Annotated in this window: 10 protein-coding genes; 1 reads left to right on the plus strand and 9 read right to left on the minus strand. The window is 73.8% G+C overall.

Going from position 1 to position 14,933, the window contains the following annotated elements:
* Positions 1 to 108: 108 nt before the first annotated feature.
* The 9 genes from ACGFNH_RS00915 to ACGFNH_RS00955 all read right to left on the minus strand — a co-directional run bounded on the left by ACGFNH_RS00915 (position 109) and on the right by ACGFNH_RS00955 (position 14,095).
* Positions 109 to 1,491 carry a glutamine synthetase family protein gene (locus ACGFNH_RS00915; RefSeq protein WP_393650827.1) on the minus strand — a complete coding sequence of 461 codons (1,383 nt, stop codon included), beginning with the start codon at positions 1,489 to 1,491 and terminating at the stop codon, positions 109 to 111.
* The gene (locus ACGFNH_RS00920) at positions 1,488 to 3,296 is read right to left on the minus strand and encodes an IucA/IucC family protein (protein WP_393650828.1); all 1,809 of its coding nucleotides are present in this window, start codon (positions 3,294 to 3,296) and stop codon (positions 1,488 to 1,490) included. Before ACGFNH_RS00920 ends, ACGFNH_RS00915 begins: the two co-directional genes overlap by 4 nt.
* Positions 3,293 to 5,095 (minus strand): hypothetical protein, encoded by a 1,803-nt coding sequence (locus ACGFNH_RS00925; protein WP_393650829.1) that lies wholly within the window; start codon positions 5,093 to 5,095, stop codon positions 3,293 to 3,295. The genes ACGFNH_RS00920 and ACGFNH_RS00925 overlap by 4 nt, the downstream gene beginning before the upstream one ends.
* Entirely contained in the window at positions 5,092 to 6,513 is a 1,422-nt protein-coding gene (locus ACGFNH_RS00930; RefSeq protein WP_393650830.1) for a lysine N(6)-hydroxylase/L-ornithine N(5)-oxygenase family protein, read from the minus strand. The genes ACGFNH_RS00925 and ACGFNH_RS00930 overlap by 4 nt, the downstream gene beginning before the upstream one ends.
* A complete protein-coding gene (locus ACGFNH_RS00935) occupies positions 6,510 to 8,441 on the minus strand; it encodes an IucA/IucC family protein (protein WP_393650831.1) in 1,932 nt (643 codons plus the stop codon). The genes ACGFNH_RS00930 and ACGFNH_RS00935 overlap by 4 nt, the downstream gene beginning before the upstream one ends.
* Positions 8,438 to 10,609, minus strand: coding sequence for a pyridoxal phosphate-dependent decarboxylase family protein (locus tag ACGFNH_RS00940; RefSeq protein ID WP_393650832.1), 2,172 nt, complete (start codon positions 10,607 to 10,609; stop codon positions 8,438 to 8,440). The genes ACGFNH_RS00935 and ACGFNH_RS00940 overlap by 4 nt, the downstream gene beginning before the upstream one ends.
* Positions 10,606 to 12,006: a diaminobutyrate--2-oxoglutarate transaminase gene (locus ACGFNH_RS00945; protein WP_393650833.1), complete on the minus strand. Its 1,401-nt coding sequence runs from the start codon at positions 12,004 to 12,006 to the stop codon at positions 10,606 to 10,608. The genes ACGFNH_RS00940 and ACGFNH_RS00945 overlap by 4 nt, the downstream gene beginning before the upstream one ends.
* A gap of 167 nt (positions 12,007 to 12,173) precedes the next feature.
* Entirely contained in the window at positions 12,174 to 13,430 is a 1,257-nt protein-coding gene (locus ACGFNH_RS00950; RefSeq protein ID WP_393650834.1) for an alanine racemase, read from the minus strand.
* Positions 13,431 to 13,477: 47 nt separating this feature from the next.
* Entirely contained in the window at positions 13,478 to 14,095 is a 618-nt protein-coding gene (locus ACGFNH_RS00955; protein ID WP_393650835.1) for a GNAT family N-acetyltransferase, read from the minus strand.
* A 630-nt stretch (positions 14,096 to 14,725) separates the two neighbouring features.
* Here ACGFNH_RS00955 and ACGFNH_RS00960 point away from each other — a divergent pair.
* The gene (locus ACGFNH_RS00960; protein WP_393650836.1) at positions 14,726 to 14,875 is read left to right on the plus strand and encodes a hypothetical protein; all 150 of its coding nucleotides are present in this window, start codon (positions 14,726 to 14,728) and stop codon (positions 14,873 to 14,875) included.
* The last annotated feature ends 58 nt before the right edge of the window (positions 14,876 to 14,933 follow it).

Consider the following 14,933-nt stretch of genomic DNA (forward strand, 5'->3'; position numbering starts at 1 on the left):
GCACCACGACGGCCCTGCCACGGAATCTCCGTGGCAGGGCCGTCGTGCTGTGTGCGCCGCGGTACGCGACGGGGGCACGGGACCGGGGCGGGACCGGGGGTCAGTGCCTCACAGCCGTTCGAACCCGCGTACCCGCTCCCAGTCCGTCACCGCGGTTTCGAACGCGGCCAGTTCGGTGCGTGCGGCCTGTGCGTAGTGGCCGACCACCGTCTCGCCGAAGACCTTGGTCGCGGTCTCGCTGTTCTCCCAGCGGTGCAGGGATTCGGTGAGCGTGGTGGGCAGCCGCGGGACGGCGGGGTCGGCCAGTGCGTTGGCCGCGTGCGGTTCGGGCAGGGGAAGCCGGTTCTCGATGCCGTGGAGTCCGGCGGCGACGGCTGCCGCGACGGCGAGGTACGGGTTGGCGTCGCCGCCCGGTACGCGGTGCTCGATGCGCAGCGAGGCCCCGGTGCCGACGACTCGTATGGGGCAGGTGCGGTTGTCCCGTCCCCAGGTGATGCCGGTGGGGGCGAACGCGCCGGGCTGGAGGCGCTTGTAGGAGTTGATGTTGGGCGCCATGAGCAGGGTGAAGTCGGGCAGGCAGGCGAGCTGTCCGGCGACGAAGTGGCGCATGAGGTCCGACATTCCGTCCGCGGCGGTGGGGTCGGCGAGGACGACGGTCCCGTCGGTGCCGCGGAGGGAGAGGTGGATGTGGCAGGAGTTGCCTTCGCCCTCGTCGTACTTGGGCATGAAGGTGAGGGCGACGCCTTCCTGTGCGGCGATCTGCTTGGCGCCGTTCTTGAACAGGACGTGGTGGTCGCAGGTGGTCATCGCCTCGTCGTAGCGGAAGACGATTTCGTACTGGCCGGGGTGGCATTCGGCGCGTGCGGTCTCCATGGTGAGGCCGGCGCGCACCATTTCGCGGCGGATGCGGCGGACGACCGGTTCGAGGGTGCCGAGGCCCTGGAGCGCATAGTCGACGTTGTACCGGGTGGCCGGTTCGAGGCCGTGGTAGCGGCGGTCCCAGGCCTCGCGGTAGGTGTCGGTGAAGACGAGGAACTCCAGCTCGGTGCCGGCGAAGGCGGCCAGGCCGTGGTCGGCGAGGCGGTCGAGCTGGGTGCGCAGGACGTGGCGGGGTGCGATGTCGACGGGGCGCGCGGTCGTGTCGGTCCCGGCGGGCCATTCGGTGTCGGCGAGGACGAGTGCGGTGCCTTCGTCCCAGGGGAGGTTGCGCAGGGTGGAGGGGTCGGCGCGGAGGACGAAGTCGCCGAAGCCGGAGTTCCACGCGTCGATGGCGTAGCCGGGTCCTGTGCCCATCTCGACGTCGGAGGCGAGGAGGTAGACGCAGGCGCCGAAGCCGTCGCGGGCCGCTTCGCCGAGGAAGTGGTCGACGGAGAGTCTGCTGCCCTGGAGCCGTCCCTGGATGTCGGGCACGGCGACGATGACCTCGTCGATGCGCCCGGCGTCGGCGTCGGCGCGCAGTCGCTCGTACGCCTGGTGGGCGTGGGTGATCATATCTGCGGCTCCTGGTGGGCGGTGGCGGTGGCGAGCGGGTTGGGGACGGTGCCGTGGACGACGTCGAAGCCTTCGTCGCGTTCGGAGCGGTCGTGGAAGCCCCCGCCGAGGAGCTGTTCGCGGTTGAGGGCGACGCGGTCGAACTCGGGGGCGAAGAGGCCGAAGGCCTCGTAGCGGTCGGCGAGTTCGGGGAAGCGGGCGTGGTAGCGCTCGATCTCGGCGCGGACGGCGGTCCAGAACTGGGTCTCGGGGACGCCGAGGTGGCGTTCGACGAGGGGGGCGAAGAAGCGGAAGTGGCCGGCGAAGATCGCGCTGAGGAGGGAGTGGGCGAGTTCGTGGGCGGGCCAGCGCAGCAGGACGGCGTCGGCGCGGGGGGTGAGGCCGGCGTATTCGGGGTGGCTGCCGGGGAGCAGGTTGACGTCCTCGGCGAAGTCCTTGAGGGCGATGCCGATGGGGGTGTCGGTGGCGTCGTAGAGGATGACGGTGTTCTCGCCGTGGGGGCAGTAGGCGACGCCGTAGCGGTAGAGGTAGTGGAGGAGTCCGGGGAGGAGGGCGGCGAGGAAGCTCTGCAGCCAGGTGCGGGGGGCGAGTCCGGACCGTTCGACGAGTTCGGTGACGAGGGCCCGTCCGTCGGAGCCGATCTTGAGCAGGGAGGCCATGGTGCGGGCCTGTTCTCCATCGTGGAGCAGGGCGGCGACGGGCTCGCGCCAGACGGCGCCGAGGAGTTCGTGGTAGCGGTACGGGGCGTCGGTGACGGACTCGTAGAGCGGGTGGTGCACGGAGACGGCGGCTGTTTCGCCGAGGGGGTGGAAGCGGAGTTCGTCGCGCAAATAGGGGTCCTGGTCGCGTACGGAGTGCAGCCAGGCGCTGATGTCGGGTGCGGCTTCGGTGGGCGCGGTGGACAGGCCGCGCCAGACGAGGGTGTTGCGGATGAGGAGGGGCACCTTGACGTTGCGGCGGTGGGGGTGGTCGAGGTTGGCGAGGGTGCGGATGGACTGCAGGGGGCGGTAGCGGTCGGGGCCTTCGCCGAGGGGGATGATCGTTCCTTCGGCGAGGTAGGGGGCGAAGAGGGTGGCGACGGCCTCGTCCCAGTGGAAGGGGTGGACGGGCAGCCAGGTGTAGTGCGCGGCCTTGTGTCCGCTTGCGGTGCAGCCCTCTTCGAGGGTGGCGGCGAAGGTCTCGCGGGTGCTGTCGTCGAGTTCGTCGGCGAGGAGGGTCGCGGCGTCGAGGCCGGGGACGCCGGCGTAGGCGGCGAGGCTGCGGTGGACGGCGGCCCAGCGGAGGCGTACGGATCCGGCGGCCTCGGGGGCGTAGGCGGCGGCGTCGGAGGCGGAGAAGCCGAGCCGGCCCTTGTTGAGCAGCATGCAGGGGTGGCCGTCCTGGTGAGCCTCGAGGTCGAGGTGGTCCAGGTCGGCGAGGCGTGCGGCGGGGAGGGCACGGGCGATGACGTCGGCTTCGGCGCGGCGGGTGGCGGTGAGTTCGCGCAGCACTTCGGCGGTGGTGGGGCCGTCCCAGCCGAGGGTGGTGCGGGCGTCGAGGAGGAACCGTTCGGGCCCGGCCTCGCCGTCGGCTTCGGGTGTGCGGCGGAGGGTGCCGTCGGTCAGGCGCCAGGTGCCGAAGGTGCCGCGGGTGGCGCGGAAGGTCCAGTGGACGCCCGCGCCGAAGTCGAGGCGGTAGGCGTCGGGTTCGGCGGTGCCGGTGTCGGGCTCGGGGGCGAGGAGTTCCTCGTAGGCGAACTCCTCGATCGCCTTGACGAGCAGCCGGTGGCCTGCCTGCGCCCAGGCGTCGCGGGTGGTGGGGTTCATCGGTGGATCTCCTCGGAGTACGCGGCGGAGGCGAAGGCTCCGTCCTGCGGGGCCGCGTGGCGGTCGCCGGCGAGGGCCGGGACGGTGGGACGTACGGTGTCGTGCGGTTCGGCGTGGTACGGGACGGCGTCCTGCGGTTCGGCGTCGTGCGGTTCGTCGCGTAGTTCGTCGTCGCGTAGTTCGTCGTCGTACGGTTCGTCGCGCAGTTCGGTGTCGTGCGGTACGAGGGCGGGGTCCGATGCGGTCCCCGCGGTGGCGTGGTCCGGTGCGGGTGCTGCGGAGGCGAGCGCCCGGGTGCGTCCTCCGGCCGCAGCCGGTACCGGGTCCTTCGCCGTGGCCGACGTGGGGGCCGGGTGCGCCGGGTGCGCCGGGTTCGCCGGGGCAGCGGCCGGTGCGGGGGCGGCCCGGCGCAGGCGCTTGGCGGCCAGGGCCATGCCGGCGACCTGTACCCCGGCGGCCAGGGCCAGGGGCAGGGCGAGGTCGTGGGAGACCGCGGCGGTGGCCGCCAGGGGCGCGGCCAGGAGGCCGACCGCGCGGGCGGTTTCGACGCCGGTGAAGGCGGGGCCCTCGGTGCCGGTGGCGCGGAACATCCGCAGTTCGACGGCGACTTGGCCGAGGCCGAGGCCGATGCCGAACAGCAGGCGCCCGGCGGCGAGCCCCGTCAGGGAGGAGCTGATGGCCTGCCAGGCCAGTCCGGCGGCGCCGACCGCCAGCGAGAGGGGCAGCAGTCGTTCGCCGAGCAGGTCGTGGCAGCGGCGTGCCGCGGGCAGGACCGCCAGCGCCGCGACGCTCGGCAGGAAGAACAGCACGGCGGATCCGGCCCCGTCGGTGCCGAGGCTGTCGGCGAACTCGGTGAAGAAGGGGCGGGCGATATTGACCGAGAAGTCGAACGCGATGCCGATCAGGGCGACGTAGGCGAGGACGGCGAGCCGCCCGGTGCGGCGTGTGCCGCGGGTCGTACGGGTGGTGCCCTCGGTGCCGTCCGTGGCGTTGGCGTCGGCGGCCCGGGCCGATGTCGCGGTGGCGGACCTGCCGGCCGCGGATGCGGGGCCTCGGCCGTCCGCCGCGGGCGCCGCATCGGCGGGGAGATGGGCGGCGGCGACCACTTCACTCGCCACGGCGTCGTGCCCCGCGCCGGGCGCGGTGGCGAGGGAGGAGCCGCGCTCGGCGGCGGGAGCGGCCCCCTGCCTGCCGAGCACCCGGTAGGTGAGCACCGCCAGCACCGCGTCCAGGACGGCGAACGCCGAGATGCCGATACGGGGTTCGGGCAGGGCGAGGACTCCGGCACCCACCAGGGTGGCGACCACCGTCGACAGATGGAAGACGACGACGATCGAGCAGATCCCGGCCAGACGCGCCCGCTCCGCGCCCGCCGTGTCCGCGTCGCCGTGCTCGGCGATGAACGCCGGATAGGCCAGCAGCAGCGCGCAGTTGGTGGCGACGACGGCGGTCGACACGGCCGTGTAGGCGGCGTAGCTGGGCGCGAGCCCGAGGAGGATGTCGAGGACCGCGGAGCCGCAGAGCCCGGCCAGGACCAGGCGGTGCAGCGGCCATCGCCGGGCCGCGAGCCCCCACAGGGGCAGCGCGGCGAGTCCGACGATGCGGCAGATCCACAGGTAGAGCCCGGTGGCGCCCGGGTCGTCGATGCCGTAGAGCCGGTCGAACAGTTGGGGCAGGAACGGGGTGAGCGCGGTCTCGGCGACGAGGTGCAGTCCTATCGCCGATATGAGCACGGCCTTGGCGCGGCGCGCGGGGGCCCGTCCCCTCGCCGCGTCGTGCGGTGGTTCTGTGCGTGTCACCGCGGCGTACCCGCTTCGGCGCGCCGTCCCTGCTGGGCCGGGGCCCGCCATACGCCTCCCGCGGGCGCGTTCTCCGGGGCGGTCTGCTGCGGGACGCCGAAGGTGGTCCAGGCGGCCCGTTCCGGTACGCGCAGCACTGTCCTGCCCGCGGCGGCGTTGAGGATCGTCGCGGCGCGCCAGGCGCCGAGGGTGAGGTCGGGGGCGCCGACGCCGTGGGTGTGCATCTCGGCGTTCTGGACGTAGAGGGAGCCGGCGACGCGCGGATCGAGGGCGACGCGGTAGTCGCCGTCGACCTGGTAGCGGCCGCGGTCGTCCCAGTCGACGAGGGCGGCGAGGGTGTCGAGGAAGGCGGGGCGCCGGGCCGTGTAGCCGGTGGCCATGACGACGGCCGAAGTGCGGACGTCGAAGGTGGCGGACTGGGGGGCGTGGTGGCAGGTGAGGACGTAGCCGTCGTCCTCGGCCTCGGCGGCGACGATCTCTACGCCCGGGTGGAGGGCGGCGCGGGGTTCGGTGCCGCCGATGGTGCGCTCGTAGAGCTCGTCGTGGATGTCGCCGAGCGTCTCCTCGCTGACGCCCTTGTAGAGCTGCCACTGCTCGCTGACGAGGCGCTCGCGCTCGCGCTCGGGCAGGCCCCGGAAGTAGCGGATGTAGTCGGGGGTGAAGTGCTCCAGTCCGATCTTGGAGTACTCCATGGGCGCGAAGGCGTTGGTGCGGGCGAGCCAGCGGACGTACGGCCCGTCCTGGCCCTGTCCGTCCTGGTGGCGGAGGAGGTCGAGGGCGACTTCGGCGCCGGACTGCCCGGCGCCGATGACGGTGACGTCGTCGGCGTCGGCGAGGCGGGCGCGGTGGGTGCGGTAGTCGGCGCTGTGCAGGACGCGGCCCGTGTGATGCTCCGTCAGCAGCGGGCGGAGCGGCTCGGGGACGACGGGTTCGGTGCCGACGCCGAGGACGACCTGGCGGGCGAGGACGCGGGTGGTGCCGCCGTCCTTCGCGGAGCGGTGGGTGACGGCGAAGCTGCCTGCCTCGTCGTCCCATGCGACCGAGGTGACCTCGGCGTCGAAGCGGCAGGACGGCAGGTGTTCGGCGACCCAGCGGCAGTAGTGGTCGTACTCGCGGCGCGGGATGTGGAAGCGCTCGGAGAAGAAGAACGGGAACATCCGGTCGTGGTTGCGCAGGTAGTTGAGGTACGACCAGGGGCTCGTCGGGTCGGCCATGGTGACCAGGTCGGCGAGGAAGGGTACTTGGAGGACGGTGCCGTCCATGAGCAGGCCGGGGTGCCAGGAGAACGCGGGCTTGCTGTCGAGGAAGAGGGTGCGGAGTCCGGGTACGCCGTCGCTGAGGGCGGCCAGGGAGAGGTTGAAGGGGCCGATGCCGACGCCGACGAGATCGTAGGGGTTCTGCTGTTCGGTCACGGTCACGGCTGTGCCTCCGCGAGGGGGTTGGGAAGGTCGATGTAGACGGACTGGGTGTGGACGTCGCCGACGAGTTCGTCGAGTCCGTCCACGCATGTCAGGTAGTTGCCCTTGCAGCGCAGGGTGGGAGCGTCGAGGAGCAGGTCGAGCAGGCCCTTGGCTCCGGGTTCGGCCGAGCGCAGCCGGTCCAGGACGCGGTGCAGGACGCGCAGCATGCGGGTCTCGTCGGCGAGGCCGAGGGCGCCGAAGGCTCCGACGAGGCCGAGGAGGTTGTTGATGCCGAGGTAGTAGGCGACGCGTTCGTCGACGAAGGCGTCGTCGAAGACGAGGTCGAGCCCGTCGGCGACCCCGGGCAGCAGGGCTTCGGCCTCGGCGGCGCGGGAGGCGGCGAGGTAGTAGCCCTGGCTGTCGCGGTACCAGCCGGCGGTCGGGAGGCCGTCGCTTCCGAGTGCCACGAGGGTGTTCTGGTGGTGCGGTTCGAGGGCGATGCCGTAGCGGGCCTGGAGGCGGATGAGGGGGACGGCGAGGACGTCGAGGTAGCGGACGAGCCAGTGCTCGGCGGCTTCGGCGGTGGAGATGCCGTCGGCGCGGGCGGCGCGTTCGACCGCGGCGGAGAGCAGGGAGCGGTGGCGGGGCGGAGTGCCGTCGCCGGGGCCGGTACGTTCGGCCAGCAGGCCCGCGACGCACAGCCCTTCGTGGACGGAGGCCCGGGGGCCGCCGCGGAAGGGGTTGTCGCGGATCGCGGTCTCCAGGCCGGTCTCGGGCCCGTCGGTGCCGACGGAGACCCAGGCGAAGTCGCGCAGGATGCCGAACTCGGGGTGTTCGGCGCGCAGCCAGTCGGCGGGGCCGGCGGCCAGCAGGCGTGCGGCCTGCACGCCGAGGCGCATCTCGCTGCGCAGGTTGTTGCGGCGGGAGTTGGTGATGCGCATGCCGAGGGAGAGTTTGAGCATCACGTCGGCGTCGGGGCGCTGCACGGTCCGTACGGACGAGGTGGGGTACCAGGCCGGTCCGGCGGGGCCGAGCGGGCGCAGCAGGCCGGCGTCGGCGAGCGCGGCGACGGCGGGCCGGGCGAGGATCTCGCGGGCCTGCCACGGGTGTGCGGGTACGGGGAGCATGCCGTCGGGCAGGTCGAGCCCGGCGGCCAGCGGGCGCAGCAGGTCGGCGACGGGGCGCCCGTCGGCACTCTCGCCGACGACGACGTCGCGGTGCGCGGCGAACCAGTGCAGCGGGATGGAGCCCCGCAACTCGGGCGAGTACGCGTCGAGTTCGGCGTCGGACGCCTCTTCGCGGCTCTTGGGCGCGGGGTGGAACGGATGGCCGAGGAGGAGGGCCTGCTCGGCGTCCAGGAACGGCGTGGGGCCGTGCGTGTCCTCGCGTTCGGCGCGCCGCCGCGCCAGGTGCACGCCGGTGCGCCGCGCGGAGCCGAGGACGCGCGCGACGGCGTCGCCGCCGAGGTGGGGCGGGAGCCCCCGCCCGGCGGTGGTCTCGCGTATCGCGGCCGCGGCGACGAGGGCGGTGTCGGCGGTGTTCCGTCGTGCAGGGTCCGCGGGGTGGACGGAGGGTTCGCCGAAGCGGTGCCAGCCGGTGGTGGAACGGTGGCGGACCGGGACGGCGAGGCGGAGCCCACTGGCGGGGAAGTCGAGCAGCAGCTCCTGGCCCGCGGGCGGGACTTCGGTGCCGGTCTCGCGGACGTAGGCGCGCAGCAGAGTCTCCGTGGCGGCGGCGTCACCGGCGCGAAGGGGGTCGGGGTGGTCCAGGGGGTCGGGGTGGTCCAGGGGGGCCCGGGTGTCCAGCGGGTCGCGGCCCAGCGGTTCCGCGCCGGTAGCGGGGGCTTCCGCGTCCGGCAGGTCCGGGTGCCCGCCCACCGGGTCGGCGGCGCCGGTGGTGGGGGCGTTGCTCGGGGCATTGCTCGGGGCATTGGCCGGCGGGGTCACAGCGCGTCCTCCTCGGCCTGGCCCGCCGCCGCGACGGCGTGGAGCAGCCGCTCCACGTCGGCAGGCGTGGTGTGCGGGTTGAGCAGGGTGAGCTTGAGGCGTACGCGCCCGGGTCCGTCACCGGGCAGTTCCGTGCGGCCGACGACCGCCCGTCCCTCGCGCAGCAGCCTGCGCCGCAGTCCGGCGTTGACCCGGTCGGTCTGCGCGGGGTCGGCACCGGCGGGAAGGTAGCGGAACAGGAAGGCGGTCAGGACGGGTTCGGCGTGCAGTTCCAGGCGCGGGTGGGCGGTGACGGCCTTGGCGCCGTCGTGCGCCAGGTCGTGGCAGGCGTCGACCAGACGGCCCAGGCCCTCGCGGCCCAGGGTGCGCAGCGTGACAGCGATCTTGAACGCGTCGGCGCGCCGCGTGGTGCGCAGCGACAGCCCCAGCAGGCTCGGATAACCGGCCTCCTCGTCGTCCTGCGGGTTGAGGTAGACGGCGCGGCGGGCGAGGGAGGCGTACGTCTCGGCCTGCCGGACGAGGAAGACGCCCGCGGCGACCGGCTGCCAGCCCAGTTTGTGCCAGTCCAGGGAGACGGAGTCGGCGAGCGCGATGCCGTCGAGGAGCGGTGCGAGGCGGTCGGAGAGCAGCGCGCCGCCGCCGTACGCGGCGTCGACGTGGAGCCAGGCGCCGTACTCGGCCGCGAGGGCGGCGCAGGTGCGCAGCGGGTCGACGGCCCCGGTGTCGGTGGTGCCGGCCGTCGCGACGACGGCGAGCGGGAGTTCGCCGCGGTCGGCGCAGTCCTGCAGGGCGGTGCGCAACGCCTGCGGGTCGATGCGGAGTTCGTGGTCGACGGGGACGGGGACGACGGCGTCCTCGCCGAGTCCGAGAAGGGCGGCGGCTCGCTGGACGGAGAAGTGGGCGGCGGCGGAGGCGAAGATCCGCGGGCGCGGGCCGGTGGCGCCCGGCACACCGCGCATCTCGATCTGCTGCCCGGACGCACGGCCGAGGACCCGGTCCCGGGCGAGCATGAGGCCCATGAGGTTGGACTCGGTCCCGCCGGAGGTCAGGACTCCGGCCGCTTCGGCCGGGTCGTAGCCGACGAGCGCAGCCAGTTCCTCCAGGAGGAGGGTCTCCAGTGTGGTGGCCGCGGGTGCCTGGTCCCAGGAGTCCTGAGAGGGGTTGAGCGCCGAGACGGCGAGGTCGGCGGCGACGGCGACGGCCAGCGGCGGGCAGTGCAGATGCGCGGCGCAGGAGGGGTCGGCGGGGTCGGTGGTGCCGTGGGCGAGGAGGGCGGTGAGGCGGTGCAGGGCGGAGTCGCCGGGCTCGATGTCCGTACGGGGGCCGGTACGGGGATCAGGGCTGAGGCCGGCGCGGAGATCGGTGCGGGGCTGCCCGGCCGCACCGGGGTCCGTGCCGAACCGGTCGCCGGTACGCGGGTCCATGGCGGACTGCGTTCCCGTGCCCAAGTCCTCGGCCGTGGCGGCGAATTCCCATGCGACCCGGGCGGCGATCTCGCCCGGTGTCCCGGCGGGAAGCGGCCCGCCGCGACGGGCCGCGCCCTCGGTGAGGGCGTCCAGCACGGTGCGCAGCAGCGGCTCCAGCGCGCCGGGGCCGCCCGTACCGCCGGACAGCGGAGCGGCGGCGCGCCGTGCGGCACCCTCGGGCGTACGGTCCTCGGCGGGCGCGCCGTCGGTGGGGACGACGTCAGTGGGGACGACGTCAGTGGGCGCTCCGTCGGCGGGCAGGCCGTCGGCGGACGGCCCTTCGACGATCCGCCCGTCGGCAATCCGCTCGTCGACCATCCCCCCGTCGACGCTGCGCTCGTCGACGATCCCCTCGCCGGCAACCCGCTCGTCGGCCCTCCGGCCGCTCTGCGCGGACCCGTTGCGGGTCTGGCCGGGCAGGCCCCGCACCGCGGTGCCGGTGCTCTCGGCGAGCAGGGCGAGGGCCGTCGGCAGGGAGGCACCGAAGGCATCGGCCAGGTCGGGGTGCGGCTCTCCCGCGCTGTACGGCTCGCCGTGACGCTGGTTCAAGTCCGGCCCTTCCACGAGGAGTTCCTGTATGCGCTCGACACCGGCCGGGGTCGCCGTTCCGGGCGCTGCGGGCGCCTCGCCCGCCGCGAACGCTGCGGCGGTCGTGCCGCCTGCCGGGGCGGGCCCGCTCAGGGCGCCGGTACGGCCCGTCATGCCGACCGTCCCGCGAGCTGAGGGGCCGTCACCTCGGCGATGGCGTCGGCGAGCCGGTCCAGTACCGCCTCCACCTGCTCGTCGCTGATGACGAGCGGCGGCAGCAGCCGCACGGTGGAGTCGTGGCGGCCGCCGAGTTCGACGATGAGGCCGCGGGAGAGGCACGCCGCGCGGACTCGGGAGGCGAGTTCGGGGGCGAACGGGCGGGCGCCGCACGCGTCGGGTTCGCCCTGCGGGTCGACGAGTTCGACGCCGATCATCAGGCCGCGCCCGCGGACGTCGCCGATCGCGGGCAGCTGGGCACGCAGCCCCTCCAGCCGGGACGTCATGCGCGCACCGACCGTGGCGGCGCGCTCGGCGAGCCCCTCGCGGGCGACATGGCGCAGCGTCGCCGTACCGGCCGCCATGGCAAGGGTGTTGCCGCGGAAGGTGCCGGTGTGGGCGCCGGGGAGCCAGCCGTCGTAGTCCTCGTGGTAGACGAGGACGGCGAGCGGGAGGGTGCCGCCGATCGCCTTCGACATCACCATCGCGTCGGGCACGATCCCGCTGTGCTCGATCGCCCAGAAGGCGCCGGTGCGTCCCACACCGGTCTGCACCTCGTCGACGACGAGCGGGATGCCGCGCTCGGCGGTGATCCGGCGCATCTCGCGCATCCAGGCGTCCGGTGCGGGGACGGCTCCGCCCTCGCCCTGCACGGCTTCGAGGATCATCGCGGCGGGCGGGACGACACCGCCGTTGGGGTCGTCGAGCAGCCGCTCGGTGTAGGTGGCGGACAGCTCGGCGGTGCGCTCGCCGCCGGTGCCGAACGGGCAGCGGTACGCGTACGGGTAGGGCAGCCGCGTCACATCGGCGGCGATGCCCGGCACCGGCTCCTTGGCGCCGACACCGCCGGAGGCGGCCAGCGCACCGGCCGTCATGCCGTGGTAGGCGCCGGTGAAGGCGAGCAGCCCGCGGCGTCCGGTGGCGGTCTGCATCAGCTTCAGGGCCGCCTCGACCGCGTCGGTCCCGGCGGGCCCGCAGAAGTGGATGCGGGCGCGGTCGGCGAAGGCGGGCGGCAGGGTGGCGAACAACTCGTCGGTGAACGCGTCCTTTTCGGGCGTCGCCAGGTCCAGGACGTGCAGCGGGGCGCCGCTGTCGACGGTGCGCCGGACGGCCTCGATGACCACCGGGTGGTTGTGGCCGAGGGCGAGAGTGCCGGCACCGGCCAGGCAGTCGAGATAGCGGCGTCCGTCGGTCGCCTCGATCACCATGCCCTGGGCGCGGACGGGGACGATCGGGAAGGAGCGGGCGTACGTGCGGGCGGAGGACTCGCGGGCACGCTGGCGGGCGAGGATCGCGTCCGCACGGTCCGCGGCGGCCGGGTCGCTACCGGCGCGGGCAGGGGTGTGCACGGTCATGGATCGGGCTCCGGGTGCAGGAGGGGAGGTGGCGGGCCGCGGCGTCGCGAACGGGCCCGTGGGGGGCGAGGTGCGGCGAGTGGGGCGCGCGGTGGGATGCGTGGGGCACGGGGTGCGTCGGGCTCGGTGCGTCGGGGCGTCGGGCTCGGTGCGTCGGGTGCGTCGGCTCAGAGGAGATGGCGCTCCGCGACCGGGTGGCCGAGGAAGCGGTGCATGGCGAACTCCCAACCGTAGGACCCCGCGTACGGGAAGACGACGAGGTCTCCGGCGCGCACCCGGTCCACGCGCACGTCGCGCAGCAGCGTGTCCTCGGGAGTGCACAGCTCGCCGACGACGGTCACACGGGTGTCCTCGGCGACCGGGCGGGGACAGGACTCGGTCCAGCGGTCGACGGGCAGGACCGCGATGTTGTGCACGATGTCCCAGGAGGTGGGGAGCTGGAAGTGGTTGATCCCGCCGCGCAGGACGGCGAACGACTGGCCGTAGGAGTGCTTCACATCGGTCACCTCGGCCGCGTACCAGCCGCAGTCGGCGACCAGGAAACGGCCCGGCTCCAGAATGACCTTGACGCCCTCGGGCGGCTCGACCCGGGCGGCCAGTTCGCCGAAGCGGGCCACGTCGAAGGGCTTTTCCCCCTCGAAGGCGACGCCTATGCCGCCGCCGATGTCGACATGGCGCAGGTCGATGCCGTTCTCCCGCGCCGTGCGGACACTCCACTCCACGCACCACGTCAGATAGGCGGCCTGGGAGTCGGCGTCGAGGTTGTTGGACGCGGCGTGGATGTGGAAGCCGGTGAGGTCGAGGCCGGGAAGCCGCTGTGCCTCGCGCAGCACGCCCGGCACATCGGGCTCGGCGACTCCGAACTGGGAGGGCGCACCGCCCATCAGGAGCGAGCCGGTGACGGGGATCTCGGCCGGGTTGACGCGGAGCGCGACGCGGGCGGTGACGCCCTCGGCGACCGCGATCCGGCTGATGCGGCTCAGTTCGAGGAGGCTCTCGGCGTTGATGGCCTCGACGCCGGCCCGCACCAGGGCGGTGAGGACGGGTACGGACTTGGCCGGGCCCGCGGCGACGACGGGCGCGGGCACGCCGGCTCGTCCGCTCGCGTCGGGGAGCGCGGCCAGGGCGAGTTCGAGTTCGGCGACCGAGGCGACCTCGAAGCCGTCCACGTGCGGGGCCAGGGCGTTCAGGATGCCGGGGAAGGAGTTGGCTTTCACGGCGTAGTGGACGACCGCCCAGGCGGGGAGAGCGGCGCTCAGTTCCCGTGCCCGTTCGGCGGCGACGGCGCCGTCGTACACGTATGCCGACACGGGTGCCTCGGACTGCTGCGTGAGATCGAGCAGATGGCGGCGGACGGGCTCGGGGAGCGCGTCGACCGGGTAGGCGGATCGCGGGGCTGCGGAGGGCGGGAACTGGACGGACACGGCTTCGCCTCGGGGGCTCGGAGGTGGACGGGCGGGCTGACGGTGGCTCAGTGCGAGCGCAGTTGACGAACGACCATGACGTGCGGACGCCAGCCGGGGTACGGCTCCATCCGCCCGACCATCTCGAACCCGTACTTGGCGTACGTGGCGAGCATGACGCCGTTGTCGTCGGCCACCAGACCGGCGGCGCGCTCCTCGGTGCGTCCGGCGAGGAAGGTCTCGAACATGCTCAGCGCAACGCGCGAGCGGCGCCACCGGGGGTGGACGAGCAACTCGCAGACACCGACGGTGCGCCGCGGGTACTCGCGGGTGAACTCCGGGCCCGGGTCGGGCGTGAGGCCCTCCCACCAGAGCGAGTCGGGGGGCAGCGTGTAGCCGTAGAGGAATCCGGCCACGTGATCGCCGTCGAGCGCCGCCACGAGGGCGAAGCCGGGGCGGGCGGAGTGCCGCAGCAGACGGTCGGATATGGGCGGGTCGCTGTGGTCGGGGAGACCGAGCGCCTGGGCGTAGACCTCCTCGTAGACGCGCGCCCACTGGTCGGCGGCGGCGCCCACGGCAGCGCCGTCGAACACCCGGATCTCCGGCTCGGCGGGGAGAGAGGGCGTGGGCTGCGGGACGGCGTGCGGCGCGGTCGGCGGCGCGGGCGCTGTCTGCGGCTGAGACATGGATCCCCCAGGGTCAGGCTGCCCGGCCGCCAGGATTCCAGCAGCCACTTAGGCGAGCCTAACCTAAAGCACCCGTCCGCTCTGTCCAACCCTGGGGCCCCTGTCCGTGACCAGCGACACCCTGCCGCGTACGGCAGTGGGCGCGACCCGCGGGCGGCGGCAACCGCTTTCCCGGCCGGAAACGCGGCCGGGACGCGAGGGTGCGCCGGTCAGAGTCGGCACGGCAGGCGCCATGTCCGGCCGCGCGCGGACCCGTTGACGGTGACGAACGACGGCCCCCGGCACGCGGAGTCGACACGGGGGGGGCGGAGTGCCCCCTGGAGCACCGGCACTCGCCCTGCGCCTGGGACAAGGGCCATCCGGGGCTCCCGGCGAGCTTTTCAGGCGATTCACCCGCCCCCTCCATGTCCGGTTCGCCCGGGTTGTGTTGGTGAGGTTGATCACGCAGTCCCATCGGGCAGCGCAGCGCTCGACCAGGAGGATTCAGTGAAGGTGCAGAGGATCGCCAGGAGGTCACCGGCGGCCGCTACGAAGTGAACGAACTGCGGAACGACCGACAACTCCGCCAACCTCCGCGCCACGGAGATCGGCGGCGGTGCCGAGGCCGACGGCGGGAGCGGTTCCGCGGAGTTGTTCCAGCAGAACACCGCGCAGGAGGGCAGGCAGAGCAACAACTGCGGCAACCCCAACAACCTGGCCTTCACCCTCTCCGGCGGCCGCGCCACCGCCCAGTGCACGGCCACCGACGAGTCCAGGAACATCGACTCCGACTACCGGTAGGCCGACCCCGTCGCTCCCCCGGCGGCCACCGCTCCCGGCCCCGGCTCGTGATGCCTTC

The sequence above is a fragment of the Streptomyces sp. NPDC048639 genome (assembly GCF_043199075.1).
Lineage (GTDB): Bacteria > Actinomycetota > Actinomycetes > Streptomycetales > Streptomycetaceae > Streptomyces.